This is a genomic window from Acinetobacter sp. ACNIH3, assembly GCF_002918965.1.
GTDB lineage: Bacteria > Pseudomonadota > Gammaproteobacteria > Pseudomonadales > Moraxellaceae > Acinetobacter > Acinetobacter schindleri.
In genome coordinates this window covers 44,014-68,133 of record NZ_PQLP01000006.1, presented here as the reverse complement: position 1 = coordinate 68,133, position 24,120 = coordinate 44,014, and the positions used below count along the sequence as shown (strand labels likewise).

At 41.8% G+C, this 24,120-nt stretch carries 16 protein-coding genes and 1 pseudogene; 13 read left to right on the top strand and 4 right to left on the bottom strand.

What is annotated here, in order from left to right:
* Position 1 precedes the first annotated feature (1 nt).
* From C3420_RS04820 to pgaD, 10 genes and pseudogenes are all read left to right on the top strand, one after another.
* Positions 2-712, top strand: coding sequence for a succinate dehydrogenase iron-sulfur subunit (locus tag C3420_RS04820; RefSeq protein WP_004810837.1), 711 nt, complete (start codon positions 2-4; stop codon positions 710-712).
* Positions 713-1,549: 837 nt separating this feature from the next.
* Positions 1,550-4,372, top strand: coding sequence for a 2-oxoglutarate dehydrogenase E1 component (locus tag C3420_RS04815; protein WP_008301892.1), 2,823 nt, complete (start codon positions 1,550-1,552; stop codon positions 4,370-4,372).
* Positions 4,373-4,390: 18 nt separating this feature from the next.
* Positions 4,391-5,611 carry a 2-oxoglutarate dehydrogenase complex dihydrolipoyllysine-residue succinyltransferase gene (gene odhB, locus C3420_RS04810; RefSeq protein WP_103800602.1) on the top strand — a complete coding sequence of 407 codons (1,221 nt, stop codon included), beginning with the start codon at positions 4,391-4,393 and terminating at the stop codon, positions 5,609-5,611.
* 67 nt (positions 5,612-5,678) lie between these two features.
* A complete protein-coding gene (gene lpdA / locus C3420_RS04805) occupies positions 5,679-7,109 on the top strand; it encodes a dihydrolipoyl dehydrogenase (RefSeq protein ID WP_004893506.1) in 1,431 nt (476 codons plus the stop codon).
* A 179-nt stretch (positions 7,110-7,288) separates the two neighbouring features.
* Positions 7,289-8,458, top strand: a pseudogene (sucC, locus tag C3420_RS04800) (ADP-forming succinate--CoA ligase subunit beta); the annotation flags it as partial.
* Positions 8,459-8,469: 11 nt separating this feature from the next.
* Complete coding sequence (sucD, locus tag C3420_RS04795; protein ID WP_004810828.1) at positions 8,470-9,360, top strand: succinate--CoA ligase subunit alpha; 891 nt, start codon at positions 8,470-8,472, stop codon at positions 9,358-9,360.
* 149 nt (positions 9,361-9,509) lie between these two features.
* Entirely contained in the window at positions 9,510-11,963 is a 2,454-nt protein-coding gene (locus C3420_RS04790; RefSeq protein WP_103800601.1) for a poly-beta-1,6 N-acetyl-D-glucosamine export porin PgaA, read from the top strand.
* Positions 11,963-13,768: a poly-beta-1,6-N-acetyl-D-glucosamine N-deacetylase PgaB gene (gene pgaB, locus C3420_RS04785; protein ID WP_103800600.1), complete on the top strand. Its 1,806-nt coding sequence runs from the start codon at positions 11,963-11,965 to the stop codon at positions 13,766-13,768. The genes C3420_RS04790 and pgaB (C3420_RS04785) overlap by 1 nt, the downstream gene beginning before the upstream one ends.
* On the top strand, positions 13,765-15,027 hold the full coding sequence (pgaC, locus tag C3420_RS04780; protein ID WP_004810822.1) for a poly-beta-1,6-N-acetyl-D-glucosamine synthase: 1,263 nt from the start codon (positions 13,765-13,767) through the stop codon (positions 15,025-15,027). The genes pgaB (C3420_RS04785) and pgaC overlap by 4 nt, the downstream gene beginning before the upstream one ends.
* 1 nt (position 15,028) lies before the next feature.
* Complete coding sequence (pgaD, locus tag C3420_RS04775) at positions 15,029-15,610, top strand: poly-beta-1,6-N-acetyl-D-glucosamine biosynthesis protein PgaD (RefSeq protein WP_008301905.1); 582 nt, start codon at positions 15,029-15,031, stop codon at positions 15,608-15,610.
* Here pgaD and pgaB (C3420_RS04770) read toward each other — a convergent pair.
* The 4 genes from pgaB (C3420_RS04770) to C3420_RS04755 form a co-directional block, all read right to left on the bottom strand.
* Entirely contained in the window at positions 15,588-16,790 is a 1,203-nt protein-coding gene (gene pgaB, locus C3420_RS04770) for a poly-beta-1,6-N-acetyl-D-glucosamine N-deacetylase PgaB (protein ID WP_034591915.1), read from the bottom strand. The genes pgaD and pgaB (C3420_RS04770) overlap by 23 nt on opposite strands.
* 178 nt (positions 16,791-16,968) lie before the next feature.
* Complete coding sequence (locus C3420_RS04765; protein WP_103800599.1) at positions 16,969-18,675, bottom strand: flotillin family protein; 1,707 nt, start codon at positions 18,673-18,675, stop codon at positions 16,969-16,971.
* 82 nt (positions 18,676-18,757) lie between these two features.
* Positions 18,758-19,393, bottom strand: a complete 636-nt coding sequence (locus C3420_RS04760; RefSeq protein ID WP_004810814.1) for a YqiJ family protein — start codon at positions 19,391-19,393, stop codon at positions 18,758-18,760.
* 582 nt (positions 19,394-19,975) lie between these two features.
* Positions 19,976-20,536 (bottom strand): hypothetical protein, encoded by a 561-nt coding sequence (locus C3420_RS04755; RefSeq protein WP_376749424.1) that lies wholly within the window; start codon positions 20,534-20,536, stop codon positions 19,976-19,978.
* Positions 20,537-20,839: 303 nt separating this feature from the next.
* Between C3420_RS04755 and cysD the strand changes: the two genes are divergently transcribed.
* The 3 genes from cysD (at position 20,840) to C3420_RS04740 (ending at position 23,921) form a co-directional block, all read left to right on the top strand.
* On the top strand, positions 20,840-21,754 hold the full coding sequence (cysD, locus tag C3420_RS04750) for a sulfate adenylyltransferase subunit CysD (protein WP_048882305.1): 915 nt from the start codon (positions 20,840-20,842) through the stop codon (positions 21,752-21,754).
* Between the two features lie 144 nt (positions 21,755-21,898).
* A complete protein-coding gene (gene cysN / locus C3420_RS04745; RefSeq protein ID WP_103800598.1) occupies positions 21,899-23,512 on the top strand; it encodes a sulfate adenylyltransferase subunit CysN in 1,614 nt (537 codons plus the stop codon).
* A 142-nt stretch (positions 23,513-23,654) separates the two neighbouring features.
* Positions 23,655-23,921 (top strand): hypothetical protein, encoded by a 267-nt coding sequence (locus tag C3420_RS04740; RefSeq protein WP_004810806.1) that lies wholly within the window; start codon positions 23,655-23,657, stop codon positions 23,919-23,921.
* The last annotated feature ends 199 nt before the right edge of the window (positions 23,922-24,120 follow it).

Genomic DNA, 24,120 nt, shown 5'->3' with positions numbered 1-24,120 from the left:
GATGAGTAGAGGTACTCGTACATTTAATATCTACCGCTACGATCCTGATAAGGATGCAGCACCGTACATGCAAACTTTTAAACTGGAATTGACTGACAAGCACCGTATGTTGCTTGACGCACTTCTGGCATTAAAAGTACAAGACGAATCTTTAACGTTCCGTCGCTCATGTCGTGAAGGTATTTGTGGTTCTGATGGTGTAAACATTAATGGTAAAAACGGTCTTGCATGTCTGTGGAACCTGAATGATTTACCAGAAACAATCACAATCCGTCCACTGCCAGGTCTTCCAGTAGTTAAAGACCTTGTTGTAGACATGAATCAGTTCTACGATCAGTACAACAAAATTCATCCGTTCTTGATCAATAATCAGCCTGCACCGCCTAAAGAGCGTCTACAGTCTCCTGAAGAACGTGAACATCTTGATGGTCTGTACGAATGTATTCTTTGTGCATGCTGTTCAACTTCATGTCCGTCATTCTGGTGGAATCCTGATAAGTTCTTGGGTCCTTCAGCATTGTTGAATGCTTACCGCTTCATCATTGACTCACGTGATACAGCAACTCAAGAGCGTTTGGCTCGTCTTGACGACCCATTCTCGCTGTTCCGTTGTAAAGGCATCATGAACTGTGTATCTGTATGTCCTAAAGGCTTGAACCCTACGAAAGCAATCGGTCACATCCGTAACATGCTTCTAGATATGGCTGGCTAATTCAGACTGCGAATAACAGTTTGTCAAAAAAGCACACCACTTGGTGTGCTTTTTGCTTTATAGGGGCGCTGAAAAGGGTAAGACTAGTCGAAAAGCAGGTGTTATCAGCAGGAGTTCTGGTGCAATCATAAAGGGTGATGAATCATTTCAGAGCATTTTACTCAGGTTTGTGCACTAATATGATGTAGTTCGATTTATTTATGATTTTTAGATGTAAAACTGACCTGAAAAAGATTCCCGATAATGTTATTATATAACGCAAGATTGCAAAGGGAGTGGATTGGAAGATTTACTCTCTTTTTGTTTATCAGTGGTATGGTGGATGGATGTAGGACTTTAGTCTACGGAGATTGTATTTTTCATTTAAAGCTCCCTATGTTAGAGTAATTTCTGGTTGATGTATTTGACTAAAAAACACACATTTCTCGTCAAAAAAATCAATTGATTAGTCGAGATCGTGATAGCATTTAGCATAAGACTATATCCAAAAAATGTAAGGATTAATGTACACTTTTTAAACACGGAAAAACCTGCGACTGGTATATAAAGGTAAGTTAGAGTCGCTTTAGAAAAAATACAGCTTAAGCCTTTGTTTTTTCTAAGTCGATTTGCAAAAAATTGCTCGGTTTTTATCGGGTATTCGATGAGTGATGATGCCGCTGAGGGGCGTTATTGTTCATTAAACATATCAAGAGTTGCTCTTGGTGTGGTGATAGCGCCTCATGGCTTATGCCTTATGGGGGACTAATGTCATCTTACCAATTTGACATTACTAATCCTGGGTTTTGCTTAAAAAGCATCCTGAAAATGTTTTTGCAATAGGAAATGGGTCCACAAATGCAAGAAGTTGCTGACGCTCTGCGTCTTGACACTGAACTTAGCGCTGATAGTGCAGCGTATATTGAAGAACTTTATGAGCAGTATCTGACCGCTCCAGACTCAGTGGGTGCTGACTGGCAGGAATACTTCGGTAAGTTCCCTAAAGGTGACCAACCACACAGCAATGTACGTGAGCAATTCCTACTGTTAGGTCGTAATTCAAGCCGTGTTCAGCCTGTCATTCAAGCGACAGTAAGTTCTGATCACGAGCGTCGTCAAATTGGCGTATTACAACTCATTGCGGCTTATCGTAACCGTGGTCACCAGAAAGCTAAATTAGATCCATTAGGTCTTGCAAAACGCGAACAAGCATTTGACTTAGAACTGGATGCACATGGTTTAACCAAGTCTGATTTAGACACAGTATTCAATACTGGTAATCTTGCGATCGGTAAAGAAGAAGCAACGCTTGCTGAAATTCTTGCTGCATTAGAGTCTACATACTGCGGTACTGTTGGTTCAGAATACATGCACATCGTTGACACCAAGGAAAAACGTTGGATTCAACAACGTCTTGAAGGTGCACGTGGCCAGTTTGGTTTCAACACACAACAGAAAAAACATGTACTTGAGCGTTTGACTGCAGCAGAAGGCTTGGAAAAATACTTAGGTAACAAATTCGTTGGTGCAAAACGTTTCGGTGTTGAAGGCGGTGAGTCTTTCATTCCGATGGTTGATGCAGTGATTCAACGTGCAGGTTCTGTTGGCTGTAAAGAAGTTGTAATCGGTATGCCACACCGTGGCCGTCTGAACCTTCTGGTTAACATCATGGGTAAAAACCCGGCTGACCTGTTTGGCGAATTCGAAGGTAAGTCTCTTCATAAGAAAGGTTCTGGTGACGTTAAGTATCACCAAGGTTTCTCGTCTAACGTGATGACTCCAGGTGGCGAAGTACACCTGGCATTGGCGTTTAACCCATCACACCTTGAAATCGTTGGACCGGTAGTTGAAGGTTCGGTACGTGCTCGTCAGGTACGTCGTAAAGACATCGGTGGTGATGACGTATTACCAATCATCGTTCACGGTGATGCAGCATTTGCAGGTCAAGGTGTCAACCAGGAAACCTTCCAGATGTCACAAACGCGTGGTTACACCGTTGGTGGTACAGTGCACATTGTTGTGAACAACCAGGTTGGTTTCACCACTTCTGATCCACGTGATGCGCGTTCTACAGAATACTGTACTGACATCGCGAAAATGATTCAGGCACCGATCTTCCATGTCAATGGTGATGATCCGGAAGCTGTATTGTTTGTTGCTCAGCTTGCACATGATTTCCGTCATACTTTCCGTAAAGACGTGGTTATCGACATGTTCTGTTACCGTCGTCGTGGTCACAACGAAGCGGATGAACCGGCTGCAACTCAGCCAATGATGTATCAAGTCATCAACAAGAAAGCGACGACTCGTACTTTGTATGCTGACAAACTTGTGCAAGAAGGGATCCTTGACCGCGCAACTGCAGATCAAATGGTTGAAAACTATCGATCCGATCTTGAAGCAGGTAAACACGTTGCCAATGCCTTGGTGTTAGAGCCAAACAAGAAAATGTTCGTAGATTGGTCTCCGTACTTAGGTCACGACTACACAGACGAGTGGGATACAACTTGTGATCTAGAACGTCTTAAAGAACTTGGTCGTAAAATGCGCGAGCTTCCAGAAGGCTTCGTGATGCAGCGTCAGGTTTCTAAAGTGATTGATGACCGTCTGAAAATGCAGACTGGTGAAATGCCACTGAACTGGGGTGCTGCTGAAACTCTAGCCTATGCATCGCTTCTAGACGATGGCTACTTGGTTCGTTTAACTGGCGAAGACGTGGGTCGCGGTACCTTCTCACACCGTCATGCAAAACTGCATAACCAGGTAGATGGCTCAACCTATATTCCACTTTGTCATATCAAAGAGAATCAGCCACGCGTTGCGATCTATGATTCATTATTGTCTGAAATGGCAGTATTGGCATTTGAATACGGCTATGCGACGACTCTTCCTAAGAGCTTGATCATCTGGGAAGCTCAGTTTGGTGACTTCGCGAACTGTGCACAGGTTGTGATCGACCAGTTCATCTCATCTGGTGAAACCAAGTGGGAACGTGTGTGTGGTCTGACTATGCTTCTGCCACACGGCTTCGAGGGTCAAGGTCCAGAGCATTCATCTGCACGTCTTGAGCGCTTCCTGCAGTTATGTGCAGAAGACAACATGCAAGTGATGACTCCAACTACACCTGCACAGATCTTCCATGCATTACGTCGTCAGGCAATCCGCCCAATCCGTAAGCCAATGATCATCATGTCGCCAAAATCATTACTGCGTCACAAGTTAGCTGTGTCTAACCTTGATGAACTTGCAAGCGGCACATTCCAGACTGTGATCGATGAAGTAGATAACATCAACAAATCAGACGTAACTCGTCTGGTGCTGTGTGGTGGTAAGGTTTACTACGACCTAGTTGAAAAACGTCGTGAAAAAGAATTGAACAATACAGCGATCGTTCGTATTGAACAATTGTATCCGTACCCAGAAGCACGTCTTGCTGAAGTTCTTGCTCAGTATCCAAACCTGAAAGAGCTGGTTTGGGCTCAAGAGGAACCGAAGAACCAAGGTGCTTGGCTGTTCATCGCGCCACGTCTGTATGACGACGTGATGAAGTCTGGTAAACAGGTTCGTATTAGCTACGCTGGCCGTGAAGCTTCTGCTGCACCGGCGTGTGGTTCACCATATTTGCATGCAAAACAACAAGCTCAGCTCGTTAACGACGCTCTAGCGATCGATGCTGAATAATCCAGGAGATTCTAAGTAATGGCAACCGAAATTAAAGCACCGGTATTTCCAGAGTCAGTTGCGGACGGCACGATCGCAACTTGGCACAAGCAACCAGGTGAAGCAGTATCACGTGATGAAGTGATCTGTGATATTGAGACTGATAAAGTTGTTTTAGAAGTTGTTGCTCCTGCTGACGGTACAATTGCATCAATCATCAAAAATGAAGGCGACACAGTGCTTTCTGCTGAAGTGATTGCACAATTCGAAGAAGGTGCTGTTTCTGGTGCTGCGCAAACTCAAGCAGTTCAATCTGAATCTGAAGCATCAGTAGAACAAGCAGCTGCGAAAACTGAAGCAGGTAATGCACCGATCGTTGAGCGTCAACAGGTTCAAGACCAAGCACCTGCAGTTCGTAAAGCGTTAACTGAATCTGGTATTGCTGCATCTGACGTATCTGGTACAGGTCGTGGCGGTCGCATCACAAAAGAAGATGTTGCAAGCCACCAAGCGAAACCAGCGGCTCCTGCTGCTGCACCGTTAAGCGTTGCAGTTGGTGAACGTATTGAAAAACGCGTTCCGATGACTCGTCTTCGTAAACGTGTTGCTGAACGTCTGCTTGCTGCGACTCAAGAAACAGCAATGTTGACTACGTTCAACGAAGTAAACATGAAACCAATCATGGAAATGCGTAACCAGTACAAAGATGCGTTTGAAAAACGTCATGGTGCGCGTCTTGGCTTTATGTCATTCTTCGTTAAAGCAGCGACTGAAGCGCTTAAACGCTACCCAGCAGTGAATGCGTCTATCGATGGTGACGACATCGTTTACCATGGTTACTATGACATCGGTGTAGCGGTTTCTTCTGACCGTGGTCTGGTGGTTCCTGTACTTCGTGATACAGACCGCATGAACTATGCTGAAGTTGAAAATGGTATCCGTGCATATGCTGGTAAGGCACGTGAAGGTAAACTTGCAATTGAAGACATGACTGGTGGTACTTTCACAATTACCAACGGTGGTACTTTCGGTTCATTGCTTTCAACTCCAATCTTGAACACGCCTCAAACTGCGATTCTGGGTATGCATAAAATCCAGGAACGTCCTATGGCAGTGAATGGTCAAGTTGAAATCTTGCCAATGATGTACCTAGCGCTTTCTTATGACCACCGTCTAATCGATGGTAAAGAAGCTGTAGGTTTCCTTGTAACAATCAAAGAATTGTTAGAAGAGCCAGCACGTCTTATCCTTGATCTATAATTTTAGTTTTTAAGAATAATCAGAGCGAGTTCGAAGCGATCCTTTGAACTCGTTTTTGGAGATACAAATGTCTCAGTTTGATTTAGTTGTAATCGGTGGTGGTCCAGGCGGCTATGAAGCTGCTATTCGTGCAGCTCAACTTGGTTTTAAAGTTGCGTGTATCGAAAAACGTATTCATAAAGGTAAACCTTCTTTAGGTGGTACTTGCTTAAACGTAGGTTGTATCCCTTCTAAGGCACTTTTGGATTCTTCTCATCGTTATGAAGATACTGTTCATCACTTAGATGATCACGGTATTACGACTGGTGAAGTCGCATTTGATTTGTCTAAAATGCTTGCGCGTAAAGATAAAATCGTAAACCAATTGACCATGGGTATCGACGGTCTGCTTAAAGGCAATGGCGTTGAATGGTTAAAAGGTACTGGTAAATTACTTGCTGGCAAAAAAGTTGAGTTTGTTTCACATGAAGGCGAAACTCAAGTTTTAGAACCTAAATACGTGATTCTTGCAACTGGTTCTGTGCCGGTAAATATTCCTGTTGCTCCTGTAGATCAAGACATTATTGTTGACTCTACTGGCGCGCTTGAATTCCAGGAAGTGCCTAAGCGTTTAGGTGTCATCGGTGCAGGCGTAATTGGTCTTGAACTTGGTTCAGTATGGCGTCGTCTGGGTGCTGAAGTTGTTGTATTTGAAGCAATGGATGCATTCTTACCAATGGCTGATAAAGCATTGGCAAAAGACTATCAAAAAGTATTGACTAAACAAGGTCTGGATATCCGTGTTGGTGCGAAAGTATCTGGTACTGAAGTTAACGGCCGTGAAGTTACTGTTCAGTACACTCAAGGTGGCGAAGACAAAACTCAAACTTTCGACAAGTTGATCGTTTGTGTAGGTCGTCGTGCTTATGCTGAAGGTCTATTGGCTGAAGATTCAGGCATTAAATTGACTGAACGTGGTTTAGTTGAAGTAAACGATTGGTGTGCAACTTCTGTTGAAGGCGTATATGCAATTGGTGACTTGGTGCGTGGTCCAATGCTTGCACATAAAGCAATGGAAGAAGGCGTAATGGCAGTTGAACGTATTCACGGTCACGCTGCGCAAGTCAACTACGACACGATCATTTCTGTAATTTACACACATCCAGAAGCAGCGTGGGTAGGTTTAACAGAAGAGCAAGCGAAAGAAAAAGGCATTGAGGTGAAAACTGGTCAATTCGGTTTCGCTGCGAACGGCCGTGCAATGGCTGCTGGCGAAAATGCTGGTTTCGTGAAGTTTGTTGCTGATGCGAAAACAGACCGTCTACTTGGTATGCACGTGATTGGACCTGCTGCGTCTGACATCGTTCATCAAGGTATGATCGCACTTGAATTTGTATCTTCAGTAGAAGACCTACAGTTGATGACTTTTGGTCACCCAACTTTCTCTGAAGTCGTACATGAAGCTGCTCTGGCAGTGGATGGTCGTGCAATTCACGCGATCCAGCGTAAGCGTAAATAATCTAAAAAAGAGCGGCTCCGGCCGCTCTTTTACATTTGGTGGTTGTTTTTGTATGAATAATCATCTAAAAATAAAGATAAGAATCAAAACATCGTTTTAATAAATTCCAATATCGATGTTGCAGCGCCACAGGATATTGGACGCAGTAATAACAAAGTGAAAAAGTAGTAAAAGGTCAATCAATGAATTTACATGAGTATCAAGCAAAAGCGTTATTAAAAAAATATGGCATGCCAGTTCAGGAAGGTATTCTTGCCACAAATGCTGAAGAAACCGTGCAGGCTTTTCAACAGCTGGGCGGAAAATTTGCCGTATTAAAAGCACAGGTGCATGCCGGGGGGCGTGGTAAGGCGGGTGGGGTAAAGGTAGTTAAATCTGCCGACGAAGCCGCTGAATATGCCAATCAAATTATTGGCTCACGTTTAGTGACTTATCAAACCGATGCCAATGGTCAACCAGTCAACAGCATTCTGGTCTCTGAAGATGTTTATCCGGTAGAGCGTGAACTTTATCTGGGTGCTGTGGTAGACCGTTCAACTCGTCGCATTACCTTTATGGCATCGACTGAAGGCGGTGTTGAAATTGAAAAAGTGGCAGAAGAAACGCCTGAAAAAATTATTAAAGTTGAAGTTGATCCACTCGTTGGTTTATTGCCGTTCCAGGCACGTGAAGTTGCATTTGCTTTAAACCTTAAAGATGGACAAATCAACCAATTTGTTAAAGTCATGACCGCGGCTTATCAAGCCTTTGTGGAAAATGATTTTGCCCTGTTTGAAATCAATCCGTTATCAGTCCGTGAAAATGGTGACATTCTTTGTGTCGATGCCAAAGTAGGGATCGATTCGAACGCGTTGTATCGTTTGCCTGAAGTGGCGGCACTACGCGATAAATCACAAGAGAATGAGCGTGAGCTAAAAGCCTCTGAATTTGATCTGAACTATGTTGCCCTGGAAGGTAATATTGGTTGTATGGTCAATGGTGCTGGTCTTGCGATGGCTACCATGGATATTATCAAGCTTTATGGTGGTCAGCCCGCTAACTTCCTCGATGTCGGTGGTGGTGCAACCAAAGAGCGTGTGATTGAGGCGTTCAAAATTATTTTGGCAGATACTTCTGTGCAAGGTGTGTTGATTAATATTTTTGGTGGAATTGTACGTTGCGACATGATCGCTGAAGCAATTATTGCAGCAGTTCAAGAAGTAAATGTCACTGTGCCGGTTGTGGTTCGCCTTGAAGGGAACAATGCTGAGCTTGGTGCCAAATTACTGGATGAATCTGGTTTGAAATTAATTTCTGCAAATGGCCTGGCCGATGCTGCAGAAAAAATTGTTGCTGCAGTAAAAGCTTAAGGAGTATCACAATGAGCGTATTAATTAATAAAGACACCAAAGTTTTAGTTCAGGGCTTTACTGGTAAAAACGGAACTTTTCATTCTGAGCAGGCAATTGCTTACGGTACTAAAGTGGTCGGTGGGGTAACACCGGGTAAAGGTGGTCAATCACATCTGGATCTGCCAGTATTTAATACCATGCGTGAAGCGGTAAAAGAAACTCAGGCCGATGCTTCTGTAATTTATGTACCTGCACCATTTGTATTAGACTCTATTGTGGAAGCGGTTGACTCAGGTATTGAGCTGATTGTAGTGATTACTGAAGGTGTACCAACACTGGACATGCTAAAAGCCAAGCGCTATCTGGAAACCAATGGTAATGGCACGCGTCTGATTGGCCCAAACTGTCCGGGTATTATTACGCCTGAAGAATGCAAAATCGGAATTATGCCAGGCCATATCCATAAGAAAGGCAAGATCGGGATTATCTCTCGTTCAGGTACTCTGACTTATGAGGCTGTATCGCAAACGACTAAACTAGGTCTAGGTCAATCGACTTGTATCGGTATCGGTGGTGATCCAATTCCAGGTATGAACCAGATTGACTGCTTGAAACTGTTTGAAGAAGACCCTGAAACAGAAGCTATTATCATGATTGGTGAGATTGGTGGTACAGCTGAAGAAGAAGCTGCTGAATATATCCAGTCTAATGTAACTAAGCCTGTGGTGGGTTATATTGCGGGTGTGACAGCACCGAAAGGAAAACGTATGGGGCATGCAGGTGCGATTATTTCAGGTGGTAAAGGCACCGCGGAAGAAAAATTTGCAGCCTTTGAACGTGCTGGCATGGCTTATACCCGTAGTCCTGCTGAGCTTGGTTCAACCATGTATCAGTTGCTGAAGGATAAAGGCTTAATCTAAACAATAAAAATCCAATATAAAGCCCTCTTATTGAGGGCTTTTTTTAGAAGAAATACATAATAGTTTAGTCTGACAGGATGAAATTGTGAGCTAAATCGCACTTTGTTATAATGTTTGTATAAATAAAATACATAACAAGACAAATGCCAATGCTAAACAACAATAACTATTATTCAATCGCCTATGTGTTACTTGCTACAGGAATCAGCTTGAATCCTTTATATGCAGCTATTACAGACACGCAAAGGCATCAGGTGGTCAAGCAAATTAAGTCTGGGGATACCCAAAAAGGTCTAAAAATACTCGCAGAAATGGTACGCAAAGATCCTGCGAACATGAACCTGCTGGCTGACTTTATTTTGTTAAGCCGACAATATAATTTCCCCCTAATTCAGCAAGATTACAATCTGAATCACTTAAAAATTTCAATATATCCAGTCTATGGGCAACTGCCTCTGGTGATGTTATTGCGTGATCAGGGTAAATTTTTGCTGGCTGAACAATATGCAGCAAAATTTCAGAAAAACAGCACAAGTGATATTCCATGGGATTTATACCGTGGCATGTTGCTCGCGGAAAGTGGTCAGTTGGAGCAGGCAGAGCAACAAATCAGAAAAGTTGACCAGAAACAGCTGAATGCTGATCAGCTAGTACAATTGGCTTATACCTATCGCTTATTAAGACAACCTATACAGGCACTGAATACCGCAACTCGCGCTTTATCGATGAGTCGTTCGGAAAGCGTGCAGGAACAGTATGTGCTGGCTTTGGCAGCCAGTGCTGATTATGACAGTGCAAACCGTTATCTACAGCAGCAGGGTAAAGGGCAAAGTCGTCTCAAGCATGAAGTACAGCTGATCAAGTTTAGTCAACATATTCGGAATGCCATTGATTTCTATAAAGTACAAAGTGAAAAGGATCAGGGCAAAATTGCCTATACAGAGCTGGATCAGGTGATTTCGGAAATGCAGGCTTATGAAAATGAGCTAGCCCAATATCCCGAGTTACGTCAAAGATTTTATTATGAATATATTTTTGCCTTAAGTGCACGGCAACGTTCTACTGAAGCTTTGGGCCAACTGGCTAAAATCAATCAGCCGGTAGAACAGATGCCTGCTTATACCAGACATGCACTAGCTGATAGTTATTTGCGCAACCATAAACCAAAGCAGGCGGAAATATTGTACCGCAGTCTGTTTAAAGAAAAGAACTATGTGGACTATGACGTCTATGCAGGTTTGTACTATAGCTTGATTGAACAAGAAAAATTTAAAGCCGCTGATGAAGTAATTAAGGAAATGGATCAGCGCTTACCAATATTCTTCTATAGTCAGGCTAAAGGTGTAGACCGTACGATTCATATGGACCGGGATGAGTATATGATCTTAAGAGGTCTTCATTATAGTTATAAAAACCAGTTGGATAAGGCAGAACTGTATTTTCAGGACCTGGTAAATAAATCTCCAGGAAATCGTAATTACATCAATTATCTTGCGACTATACAGCGTTGGCGTGAAAAACCTTTGCAAGCACAGGCAACGGTTTCCTTACTCAATGGTACAGAGCCATCAATACAAGCAACCCGAATTAATAGCATGCAAAATGCACAAGCTGTCTTTGATGTGCAGACATGGCGTAGTAGCAATACTGATCTTTTAGAGCGGGCAGGAACTGATACCGGGGTAGTACGTAGTCATAAGGAGCTCAAAGATCGTGAGCGGTTTACCATTTCACATAATAGTCTTTATGCGAAAAGTGAAACGGATGATCAAGATCTGGTCAATAATCTGAATGGTTCTCGTGAGAAACAAAGCTGGACGCGACTCAATACCCCATGGTTTTCAGATTATTACCGGGCCTTTGTGGAGCATCAGTACCGTAGTGGAGAGTATGAAGAAGGTAAGCAAGATGATCAACGGATCGGTGTAGGACTGGAATGGGTCGATAACCGTAAGTATGCCACTGTAGCACTTTCACAAGCGACCGAGGGTGATCGCTTTGGTGTGAATATAACCTGGAATCATTGGTTAAGTGATCACTGGAATTATGGTCTGGCTTATAACAGCCAGGCAGAGATTCCATTGCAGATACAGGATGAACATGAAGGGCAGTCTTATCGTTTCGACTTAAACTGGCAACAGCATGAATCTACAAAGGCTGGATTGAGCTATCAGTTTACTGATATTGATGACGGAAATGAGCGTGAGGAACTAGGTACCTATTTCAAGCAACGTATTTTCCAGGCTCCACATCATTTAACCCATCTGAACTTATATGGATTTTGGGCATCGAATAAAGATGATGTAGAAACTTCCTATTTCAATCCATCTTCAAGTTGGAGTGCAGAAGCAGGTCTGGAACATGATTGGGTAACCTGGCGTAGTTATGATCAGTCGTTGACTCAACGTTTTTCATTAAATCTTGGTGTATTTGACCAGGAAGATTATGACTCAGGCCTGATTTATTTGGCGAAATATCAACACCTCTGGCAAATCACCAGAACTTGGTCCCTGAATTATGGGGTGTCCTATGGGCAACACCCTTATGACGGTGAAGATGAAAATAGACTCGAAGCAAGTTTTGGATTTGAAGGGAGATTCTAATGAAAACAATAAAAAATACACTCGCTCTATTAGGATGCTTAAGTCTTTTTATGGCATATAGTCATGCTGAAAATAAAGCGATGGATCTGCCTGAAAACCAGTTCGTAACACTCACTTTTCATGATGTCAGGAATGATGTAGCACGTCAGGGTGATCGTGATCAATATGCAATTAGTACTGAATATTTGGCGCAATATTTTGCTTGGTTAAAACGTGAAGGTTGGAAAACTATTTCTTTGGAAGATATCCGCCGTGCCCGTGAGAAAAAAATTCCATTACCAGAAAAATCGGTACTTTTGACCTTCGATGATGGGGCGCTAAGCGGATATACCCAAGTATTTCCTTTATTAAAGCAATATAAATTACATGCCGTTTTTGCTATTCCAACCAGCTGGATTGGTACCAAGCATAAAGATGCCATAGAGTCCTATGGGGCAAATAATCTGATGAATTGGGACCAGATGCGGGAAATGCAAAATAGTGGCTTAGTCGAGTTTGTATCGCATTCACATAATTTGCATCGTGGAGTTATTTCGAATCCACAAAGAAATATGCAGCCTGCTGCAACTGCACGTATATATGATTTGACAAAGGCACGTTATGAATCTGACCTTGCTTATAGGCAGCGTGTGCTGGAAGACTTAAAGCGTTCTAAAGCCATTCTGGAACAGGAATTGTCAGTACCGACTCATGCTATTTTCTGGCCCTATGGTGCTGTAACAGCAGAAACAGAAGATATTGCTAAGCAGGCAGGACTAAGCATGTCTTTTAGCCTCGGGACTATGGCGCCATTGGCTGATTCAGTAAAAACCTATCAGCGTGCCTTGATTATGAATAACCCGAACCTGGCAGAAATTAAAGAGGCAATGTCTGAGTTTTTGTATCACACCAAGCAACCCTATCTGGAGCAGAAGAGCTTTATTCAGTTTAATTTGAAAGATCTTGCGCAGCCCAGTATAAAACAGGCTGATGAAAAACTCGGTCAGTTCCTCAACCAGTTAGATGCGCTGAAAACCAATCAGCTGATCTTGAAACCTGTTGCCGATCTCGATGGTAATGGCACGGTCGATGTGGCTTACTTCCCGAACAGCCAGTTAAAAATGCAACAGGATTTACTGAACCGTACTTTATGGCAAGCACGTACCCGTACGTATCAGCGTGTTTATGCAGAGTTACCGCTCAGTATGATGAATCAGGGCTATAATATGGTCCAGCTGGTTGAAGATATATTCAAATATAACAGCAATCTGGAAGGCTTGGTGATAGATGCTGGCCAAGAGTTAAATTGTGCTGTAGAGAGTACACAGTGGTCGGCTGAATGTAAGAAACAGATTGAGCGAGTTATTAACTTAAAACAAAATACTAGTCGACGTGCCAAATACTATACCAATATCAGTAATGTCTATTTAGCAGTACTGAAAATAAATACTCATAAAACTATGGGGCTGAAGGCCTTATTTGAAACCCTGGCAGATGATTCAGACTATATCTATCTGGTTTTGGATCAAAAAACCAGCAAAGCTGAGCATAACCAGTTGCTCAAAAATATTCAGCAGTTGACCTCCGTACAAAAACAACGTTTGATGATCGGTTTTGATCTGGCAGGTCAATCAGAACAAGATCAATGGATTACTAATAGTATTGCGAATTTACGTAGACAAGGTATCCAGAAAATTTCGCTTGAAAATTATAACTTTAAAAATGCCGGGCAGGTTCAACAAAGACTTTATGCATCGATTAGCTTAAACAGTAATCCTTTCGTTTATCGTGATCCCTTTCAGGCTCAGCAGGGAGAACGTAAATGATTAATAGTATCAGTTTACATGATGTCATCTTTGGCTTTGCTTTTTTCTATCCATTGTTTATGGCCTGGATGTGGATTGCTGGCGGAATCTGGTTTTTTATAAAACGCGAATTGAATCAGAAAGCATTACCTGAACCCAAAGAAGCAGGTTGTAGTATTTTAATTCCCTGTTTTAATGAGGCTGAACAGGTCAAGCAAACTATTCGCTATGCCATGCAAAGTCAGTATCCAAAATTTGAAGTGATTGCGATTAATGATGGCAGTTCGGATCAGACAGGAGAGATTCTGGATGAGCTAGCAGAAAAATATCCAAAATTACGTGTAGTACATTTGGCCGAGAACCAGGGTAAAGCGTATGCACTACGTGCAGGCGCAATGGTAAGTGGTTATGAGTACCTGATCTGTATTGATGGCGATGCTTTAATGCATCCACATTGTGTACTCTGGATGATGCACCACTTAACCATGTTCCCGCGTGTCGGAGCGGTAACGGGTAACCCGCGTATTATCAATCGCTCCAGCATACTAGGCAAAGTCCAGGTTGGAGAATTTTCCTCTATTATCGGATTGATTAAGCGGGCACAACGTACTTATGGTCGTATTTTCACTGTCTCTGGTGTTTGTGCCGGATTTAGAAAAACTGCTCTGGATCGTATTGGTTACTGGCGTGATGACATGATTACCGAAGATATTGATGTGTCATGGCGTTTGCAGTTTGATCATTGGGATGTGCAGTATGTCCCTCAAGCACTCACCTATATTTATATGCCCGAAACTTTTAAAGGGTTGTGGCAGCAGCGATTACGCTGGGCACAAGGTGGTATTGAAGTACTCTTTGCCTATATTCCTAAAATATTTAAATGGCGTTTGCGCCGCATGTGGCCGATCGCACTGGAATCTGTGATTAGCGTGTTATGGGCATATACCATGTTTGGTGTATTCGTCTTGTTCTTTTATGGTTTGTTCTTTCCTGTGGCCCCAGAGTGGTATATCAATTCTCTGTTGCCGCAGTGGTATGGTGTGATTCTCGGCGCAAGCTGTTTGATTCAGTTCATGGTCAGTCTATGGATTGACCGCAGATATGATAAAGGTCGAATGTTTAGAAGTTATTTCTGGGTAATCTGGTACCCACTATTTTTCTGGATTTTAACCATGTTAACGACCGTTGTATCGTTGCCGAAGACCATTTTTAAAACCCAAACCCGTGCACGGTGGATCAGTCCAGACCGAGGCTTCCGTGGTGAAACAGAGGTAAAATAAGGTGAAAAACAATAAAAATATTCCTGCCAAGCCGCAGGTTAAAATTGCCGAGTATATGGAGCTACCAACAACTGTTGAACTTTCTGAACTCAGTGTCGCAGCAACTGTTAAAGAATCTAAACTCGATATTCCGGAGTATATCGATGTTCCAGAATATGTAAGTGGTCGAACGAGTGGTTATAGCCTGATGGCACTAGGCTGGATGGCGTGGATATGGTTATTTATGCCATTGGCCTCCCTGGGTTTATGGTGGTTTGAATCGAGTCTGATTGTTGATCATGTGTTAATAGACCATAAACCTTATCAGGGAATGACGCTACTTGAACTGGCCCTACTGATTATTATTGCTTTTTCAAGCTTGTTGTTATGGGCGTGTTATAACTGGATCCGATTCAATCGAGTAGATCGACGTTCGGCACCTAGACCGGTTGAACTTCAGGAGATTGCTTATAGCTTTGAGGTTGAAAAGCATGCTCTACTAGAAATGGTACAGGCCAAACAATTGACTCTGTACTATAATCAGGAGGGGAGATTAGAGCAGTACGACATACAAGGTAGGCCTATGAAAATTTCTTTGGCTTAAAAATCGTTGCATGTGGGTGTGGCATAAAAGGATCTTCTGGATAATAGCCAATATGCTGCACTCCTTGTTCTTTTAATAGATGTACCGTTTCTAATAACTCCTCATTTGAAAGTTTGTGCTGTGTATTCCAGTCTATGGTTTGAATTTCAAAAATGGTCCGAGATAAAGTAGGGTCATACTGCCGTGCTTTTTCTACCAAATTAAGATAGAACTTGGAGTGGTCTGGGGCTTTTTCCATATAGGGCATAGCCATAACAGCATTATAATCATAATGTTGTAGGGTACTTGAGGTTGATTGTGCAAACCATTTCTCGCTTTCAGGATTTAACATCACAGGCGCATAAGAGTTTCGGGCGAATTTGAGGGAGGGATGGGTGATTTTAAGCTTATTACTCAATTTTAAAGCAAGGTTATCTAAATAGGCGGTTTTAGCTTTAGCAAACTTCATTTGTTCTGGATGTTGAGGATGACGTAATATTTTTTCAGCATCTTTAAATCCCCAATATTTATATACTTGCATGGCAGAGGGGGAACTATCCTCATAGTCATTCAAGGTAATATCATCATGATACAAAATACCGTCCACAGTTATCTTATCTGTTAATGCCTTATAGATATCATAGACATAATCAAAGTTTTTTGGATCAAATGGCGACAGGCGAATATAACCTTTTATGTTCTGGTTTGTAGTTTCTACATAATTTGCCCGGTAGTGCTTTGGCAGTTCCCAAGCCCACATGGGTAACCAGGCATAGATTTTTTTAACAGTGGTGCGATTTCGAATCTGTTCAGTGACTTTTTTAAATAAATCTTCCCTGACAGGCATATGTGGGTTAGGGAAATACACTTCATTTGCTGAACCATTAGCATCCTCATCAGCATAAGCCTGTAAAAAAATAGTATTAGGCTGGACAGTCTCTATACGCTTGATTAACTGGTTAATATTACGTGTCATCTGACGTGGATCAGGGTCATAAATATAGTCTAAATCAAGATGCATAATTGACATCTCTAATTGTTGGTTCTTCTGGTACCTTTCAATTAATGATGAAAAAGATAAAGGTTTGGTCAGGGCATTTGACGAGCTAGAAAAGGTGCTAAGTAAACTTAAAGAGGTAATTAAACCTAAGCTTAAAGTTATATTGAGTGCAGATTTTCTGGAAGGAGTTGTATTTTTCATTATGCTATCCAGTAATTATCGTTGTTATAAATTTTCTTATCTTAATAATCCATCATAAGAATGATGCTTATTCGCTTTCTTTACTGATAGCATGTTTATTTGAAAATATATGTGTAATTTTTGAAAAAAGCTTCCATCTTGGAAGCTTTTTTGTTTTAAAAATTTTAGCGATAAATTTTTAGGTTTTCGTTTTTAAACTTTGTGTCATCCCATTAATATCACCACCCTGAATGCCTAACTCACTCATCAGACTGTCAATGAGCGGAGCTTGACTACGGTAGCGTAGAGCACTATTTACAACTTGGTCGGAAAGGGCAACATTACTGCTTTCATGATGGGCATCTGCCTGACAAGAACTTGCATGTGCCCCATGTAAACCATTGACTTGTAGAATCTTGATGTCATCAATGTTTTCCATCGGCTTAACACTTTCACGAATGATTTCAGGTAAGTATTTCAGCATGGCTAGGCGGATTTGCATTTCCACCTGTTCAGATGACAGTACATTATTTGCTTCATTCACTGCGCGGGTACCTTCAGCATCGACCTGATACTGTTTCTCCATCGCTTGGGCAAGTAATACTTTCGCATCCGCTTCACCTTTGGCTTTCAGGCGAACTTTTTCAGCTTCGGCTTCAGCGGCAATACGAACCGCTTCAGCATCATCAGCCGCTGCCTGTTTACCTGCTTCAGCAGCCACGGTAATCGCAATTGCATCTTTCTCGGCCTGTTCTTTGGCAGCCACCAGTTCAACTGCTTTTTGACGTTCTGCCTGCTGAATCTGACGTACTGTTACGACTTCTTCTTCAGCTTTTACTGCTTGAGCACGGGCAAGATCTGCTTGTGCTTTGGCTTCAGATTCGGCACGAGATTTTTCAGCAATCGCAATCGCGCGGTCCTGTTCAGCCAGTTCAATGGTTTTCTTTTGTTCAACCTGAGCTTTTTGAATAATCTGTGCTTTCTGGATATTTTCATTTTCTACATCACGGGCAGCCAGAATACGTTTTAATTCTACTTCGCGTTCAGCCGCAATACGTGCTTCCTCAGCTTCACGTTTTTTAGCAGCTTCTTGGGCGGCAATCTCAGCCAGCTGTTCAGCGCGACGAATCGAAATCTCACGTTCCTGTTGCAGCTTGGCGTATTCTTCTTCACGAATAATCTGTAAGCGTGCCTGTTCAGCTTCAAGATTCTTGGTTTTAATTGCCAGGTCAGTATCCTGTTCAATATGGTTGCGTTTACGGCGACGGTCTTCAATGGTTTCAGTCAGTTTGGTCAGACCTTCAGCATCGAAAGCATTTTGTGGATTGAAATATTTGAAGCCAGTCTGATCCAGACCTGTTAAAGAAACAGTTTCGAGTTCAAGACCATTTTTATGCAGATCTTCCGACACGACTTGCTGTACTTTTTGTACAAAGTCGACGCGCTTTTCATGAAGCTCTTCCATCGCCATTTCAGCAGCTACGGCACGTAACGAGTCCACGAATTTGCCCTCTACCAGATTTTTCAGCTCGTTCGGCGACATGGTTTTTTGACCAAGGGTTTGTGCTGCCGTTGCAATTGAATCTGCGGTTGGTTTAACCCGGACATAGAATTCGGCCATAACATCGACACGCATACGGTCGCGGGTAATCAGTGCCTGATCATCAGCACGGCGAACTTCCAGACGCAGGGTATTCATATTTACCGGTATAATTTCATGCAATACCGGCAGAACCAACGCACCACCGCCTAGAATGACTTTCTCCCCGCCAAAACCGGTACGGACAAAAGAAATTTCCTTACTTGAACGACGGTAAAGGCGAGCGATGATTAAACCAAAGGTGATCAGGCCGGCAAAGATAACCCCAGTAATGATTAAAATGTTATATAAATCAAAATTTAGCATTGTTATTTGTTCTCTGTTTTAGCGTATTTGAAAATATAATTTTGGATTAAATAATAAATATAAAGTAAGAAAGAATAAGTATTTAGACTTTCATGGCCTGGAAGCCATTGCGGGTTTTATCCATTAAAATCACAGATTGGCCCTGTTTCAGGATTTCACCATTGGCAGGTTCGACCAGCACATAATGGGTATGGCCATACTGATCTTGAACTTTGGCTTGTGCTGGTGAGTTGGCACGAGCATCGCCGAGGATAATGATTGCAGTTCGGCCAATCAGTTCTTCAATATGAATCGCAGTGGTTTCATCTTTTGGCAGGATCTTTTCCGCTATTTTGGCATTAAAACGGACCAGAGGCATGCACAGGAACAGGCAGGCGGGAGAAATGATCCAGCCATTAATTAAATGTCCAGTAAAACGTTCAAATATACCTTGAATCAAAAGACCGCTTAAGCCATAGGTGGTCAGGAAAATGATCAACCAGATAAAGAGAGGAAGTTGTCCCAGATACAGCCAGTCAAATACCTTGCTAAAGATATTAGGGTTATTGGCGGGATGAAAGTCTACATGATGCGAGTCTTCAGGTAAGAGTTGGTCAAAAACACTTTGTGAACCACCACCCAGAAACAGCAATATACATTCCAGCGCTGCAAACATCAGCATCAGGCTAAGACTGATACTGAAAACAACATTCGACGGTTCGGTAAAAAGCTCCCACATTCCTTCGGGTCTCTATCTATAATTATGTTTGGCAAAATGAGTAACAATAATTCTTACTTATAAAAAGATAACATTGATTATACATTTTGCAATCTAAATACACACAAAAGTAGCGGATATGAAACTTGAAAAATTTAAATATTTGGAAATTAGATTGAATTCTTGTATGAGTTATCAAATTAATATTTTAGAAAACAATAGCTTCAAAAATATGACAATATCTTAATAAATTTATGAATAAATGGATAAAAAATTAACATGGTCACAGTTTTGTTGAAGCTGAAATTCGAATGAAACAGGCATTTAGGTCAGTGACAATGACTTTATTTGATCGAAGGATATCTTAATAAGCACTTTCTAGTATCGGATAGGAGGTATGTAGTAATGAATGCGAGAAAGCACAATATTAAACATTTTTAATATTCATCCTTCTTTTTAAAAGTATATGTCTGTCCTACTGATCTTAAAATATTTGATTTATATAAATATTTTGACATAGGGATTGCCTAAAGAAGGCTAAATTGAATCGAGTTGATCGCATGTACATCGACTCTATATTTAACTCAATTAGCCTAAGTAGAGTTACAACAATGACGTCTGAATCCGTACTTTCATATCTAAAGCTTGCTGAAGAATATACGCTTTCATCCATTGTACCTGTTCACCCATAGGGTTGGTTTTCACCGCTGTATTAAGGAACTCTAGTTCAGGTTTGCTAAATAGCTGGTCTTCAAGTGCCTGTTCAAGTGTTTGGCTATTTGCGGCTAAAGGCAGGGCAACCAGATAAAATGCTTTAGGGTAGTTATAAAAAGCATATAAAAGGTTGAAGGCTTTCTGGTCACCTTTCAGATTGCCTGCACCAATTTCATATTTCGGATTCTGGTTACTATGCGTCAGGCCGATAACGTATTCAGCATTATTGTCTTGCAGGCGCACTCCGAACTGTAGACCAATCTGATCTGCAGTCAGTTCATGCTGTATATAGACGTTTAAAGCATTACCATCATCAGCAAAGGATTCTTGTAATACCAGCATGTGCTGTTGATGCTGATAGATATAGCCAGCCAGTTTGGCCTGTTCAAGACGGGTCTTTAAAGTGTCTAAGGTATATTGAGTAAATGGCATGTCTAAATTTAGATCCATAGGTACTAGGATTACTCTAGGTGGTTTTGCTACCGTTGGGAACAGGTACTTTAGATGATTTATCTATGAAGTTATTGCTAAAAAATAGTAAGTTTAAAAAGCTAAATAGAAGAAAATACTAAAATTCAAAGTATTAAAAATCACTAGATTGAATAAAACTAATAATAGATATCAGTGAAGTTTTATATGATGTTTTGATATATGGATAGCACAAAACAAGAAAACGTTATGAAAACTTAATCACTATAATGAATATAAATTTTATAAAGTGTAATAAGTACACGTGTAATACGCAGGTTGTCCATGTCATTAAATGAGGAAAGACTTACTCATCTTAAACAGCTTGAAGCTGAGAGTATTCACATCATTCGCGAAGTTGCTGCCGAGTTTGAAAACCCAGTCATGCTTTATTCGATTGGTAAAGATTCTGCGGTAATGCTGCATCTAGCATTAAAAGCGTTTTACCCTGCAAAACTTCCATTCCCGCTACTTCATGTAGACACAGGCTGGAAATTCAAAGACATGATTGCCTTCCGTGACAACATGGCAAAAACTCATGGCTTTGATCTGATCGTGCATCAGAACAAAGAAGGTCGTGATGCGGGCGTAAACCCATTCGACTATGGTAGCTCTAAATATACTGACATTATGAAAACCCAAGGCTTGAAACAGGCTTTGGACAAATATCAGTTTGATGCTGCTTTTGGTGGTGCACGTCGTGACGAAGAAAAATCACGTGCCAAAGAACGTGTTTATTCATTCCGTGACTCTAAACACCGTTGGGATCCGAAAAACCAGCGTCCAGAACTTTGGAACCTTTACAACGGTAAAGTGAACAAAGGCGAAAGTATTCGTGTATTCCCATTGTCTAACTGGACTGAGCTGGACATCTGGCAATATATTTACCTAGAAAATATCAAACTTGTTCCATTGTACTTAGCTGCTGAACGTCCAGTCGTTGAGCGTAATGGTACGCTGATTATGGTTGATGATGAGCGTATGCGCCTGAATCCAGGCGAAGTACCACAAATGAAATCGGTTCGTTTCCGTACTTTAGGTTGTTATCCATTAACGGGTGCAGTTGAATCCACTGCCAACACCTTGCCGGAAATTATCCAGGAAATGTTGCTTGCAACCAGCTCTGAGCGTCAAGGCCGTATGATTGACCATGATGAGGCAGGTTCAATGGAGAAGAAGAAGCAGGAAGGCTACTTCTAAGCATCTTCAAATCTTCCCCTAACCCCTTCTTTGATAAAGAAGGGGAACTCCCAACGGAACGGAGCCAAATCTCCCTTTATCAGAGGGAGACTTAGAGGAATTCAAGATTAAACCGATTTCTTAAGCATTTGTGGAGTTTGAGCGATGTCTCATCAATCTGAATTAATCAGCCAGGATATCCTGAGCTATTTAAAACAACATGAAAATAAAGACTTACTGCGTTTCTTGACTTGCGGTAACGTTGATGATGGTAAATCTACTTTAATCGGTCGTTTGCTTTACGATTCAAAATTGATTTATGAAGATCAGTTGCAAGCTGTAACACGTGATTCTAAAAAAGTCGGTACGACTGGCGATGCACCTGACCTGGCTTTGCTGGTAGATGGTCTGCAAGCGGAACGTGAGCAGGGGATTACCATTGATGTCGCTTACCGTTATTTCTCTACTGAAAAACGTAAGTTCATTATCGCGGATACTCCGGGACATGAGCAATATACCCGTAACATGGCGACAGGTGCATCTACTGCAGATCTTGCAATTATCCTGATTGACGCACGTTATGGCGTACAGACTCAGACTCGCCGTCATAGCTTTATTGCCAGCCTGCTGGGTATTAAGAACATTATTGTTGCGATCAACAAAATGGACCTAGTGGAGTTCTCTGAAGCTCGTTTCAACGAGATCAAGGCAGACTATACTGACTTCGTGAACCAGTTAGGTGACCGTACGCCAGTGAATATTATCTTCACACCGATTTCTGCCCTGAATGGCGATAACGTGGTGAACAAGTCTGAAAATACGCCGTGGTATACAGGCCAGACCCTGATGGGTACTCTAGAAACTGTTGAAATTACCCACAGTGTAGATAAAGAAGAATTCCGTTTCCCGGTTCAGTATGTTAACCGTCCTAACCTCGACTTCCGTGGTTTCTGCGGTACTGTAGCGCTGGGTGAAGTGGCTGTAGGCGATGAGATTGTTGCTTTACCATCAGGCAAGAAATCTACTGTTAAGGAAATTGTAACTTTTGACGGCAATTTGCAACGTGCATTTGCAGGTCAAGCAGTGACTTTAACCTTGAACGATGAGATTGATATCTCTCGTGGCAACATGCTGGTGAAAGCGGGTGATCAGCCTTTAGCTTCACGTTCGGTTCGTGCTTCTGTGGTATGGATGAATGACCAGCCATTGGTTAAAGGTAAGTTGTATAATGTTAAGCTAGGTACGCAAACGGTTCCTGCAAAAGTTGCAGAGATCAACTACCGTGTAAACGTCAATACACTTGAGAAAACTCAGGTAGAGCAGCTGGATCTGAATGCAATTGCTGATGTTCAAATCGAGTTTGATGCGCCAGTGGTATTCGACCGTTACCGTGAAAGCCGTCATACTGGTTCGTTTATCTTCATTGACCGTTTAAGCAACGTCACTGTTGGTGCGGGCATGATTGAAGATGCAATCGAATGGACTGCACATACCAATCCTGTGACTGCTGAAGATCGTGCTGCACGTTTAGGTCAAAAACCAGCTGCGGTATCTGTATCTGCAAAAGCGCTTGAAAATGCTCAAGCACTTGAAAGCCTGTTAATTCAGCAAGGTGTGGTTGCGATTGCAAAAATTGGTCTTTCAGCTGATCAAGTTGCGCTGGTTCGTGAAACTGGTGTGGTTGTGGTGACTGAGGCAACTGAAGGTACAGATGTGACTTTTGCTCAGGAATCTGCTGAAGAACTTGCTGAGAAAATTGTGGAATTGGTTCGTCTATAAGACAGTACTGATTTTAAAAACCCGCTGAAAAGCGGGTTTTTTATTGCATAAATTTTGTTTGCATGAAAATCGCTCAATTAGTCAAAATGTGATCTTTCAATTTATTAGTTACTAAATACAATTCTCCCTAAATGGGGGATTTATGAAAAAATTATTATTGCTGGCTGGCTTGTGTATGACTTTTGGAGTTGAAGCCAAACAGAGTAGCCAAAGCGTTGAAGCAATCAAGCAGAAGATTATTAAAGAATCAATTGAGAGTTATCCGGGCAATTGCCCATGTCCTTATAATACAGCGAGTAATGGTAGTCGTTGTGGTAAGCGTAGTGCTTATAACCGAGCGGGTGGATATGCGCCACTTTGTTATCCGGAGGATGTAAGTGACCGGATGGTAAGGGAATATAAACGTTAAAATTCTAATGTGTGAGATTATCAATCATCCACATTTAAGCATTCATATAAGGCGGTAACCATACACATTGTGGGTTTTCCATTAATTTTTCAATATGATCTTAACTAGGAATGAGCCTGTATATTGATGTTCTTCAAAAAACATTTTTTGTCGAATTTCTTTATCTGTAAATCTGACTTTTATCGCTTTGCTTAAGTAT

Bases quoted from the DNA above. Each gene is read 5' to 3' on its own strand.
- C3420_RS04755 (WP_376749424.1), bottom strand. From the start codon at position 20,536: ATGGATCTAAATTTAGACATGCCATTTACTCAATATACCTTAGACACT.
- odhB (WP_103800602.1), top strand. From the start codon at position 4,391: ATGGCAACCGAAATTAAAGCACCGGTATTTCCAGAGTCAGTTGCGGAC.
- C3420_RS04815 (WP_008301892.1), top strand. From the start codon at position 1,550: ATGCAAGAAGTTGCTGACGCTCTGCGTCTTGACACTGAACTTAGCGCT.
- lpdA (WP_004893506.1), top strand. From the start codon at position 5,679: ATGTCTCAGTTTGATTTAGTTGTAATCGGTGGTGGTCCAGGCGGCTAT.
- pgaC (WP_004810822.1), top strand. From the start codon at position 13,765: ATGATTAATAGTATCAGTTTACATGATGTCATCTTTGGCTTTGCTTTT.
- C3420_RS04820 (WP_004810837.1), top strand. From the start codon at position 2: ATGAGTAGAGGTACTCGTACATTTAATATCTACCGCTACGATCCTGAT.
- C3420_RS04760 (WP_004810814.1), bottom strand. From the start codon at position 19,393: ATGTGGGAGCTTTTTACCGAACCGTCGAATGTTGTTTTCAGTATCAGT.
- cysD (WP_048882305.1), top strand. From the start codon at position 20,840: ATGTCATTAAATGAGGAAAGACTTACTCATCTTAAACAGCTTGAAGCT.
- sucD (WP_004810828.1), top strand. From the start codon at position 8,470: ATGAGCGTATTAATTAATAAAGACACCAAAGTTTTAGTTCAGGGCTTT.
- C3420_RS04790 (WP_103800601.1), top strand. From the start codon at position 9,510: ATGCTAAACAACAATAACTATTATTCAATCGCCTATGTGTTACTTGCT.
- pgaB (WP_103800600.1), top strand. From the start codon at position 11,963: ATGAAAACAATAAAAAATACACTCGCTCTATTAGGATGCTTAAGTCTT.
- pgaB (WP_034591915.1), bottom strand. From the start codon at position 16,790: ATGAAAAATACAACTCCTTCCAGAAAATCTGCACTCAATATAACTTTA.
- cysN (WP_103800598.1), top strand. From the start codon at position 21,899: ATGTCTCATCAATCTGAATTAATCAGCCAGGATATCCTGAGCTATTTA.
- C3420_RS04765 (WP_103800599.1), bottom strand. From the start codon at position 18,675: ATGCTAAATTTTGATTTATATAACATTTTAATCATTACTGGGGTTATC.
- C3420_RS04740 (WP_004810806.1), top strand. From the start codon at position 23,655: ATGAAAAAATTATTATTGCTGGCTGGCTTGTGTATGACTTTTGGAGTT.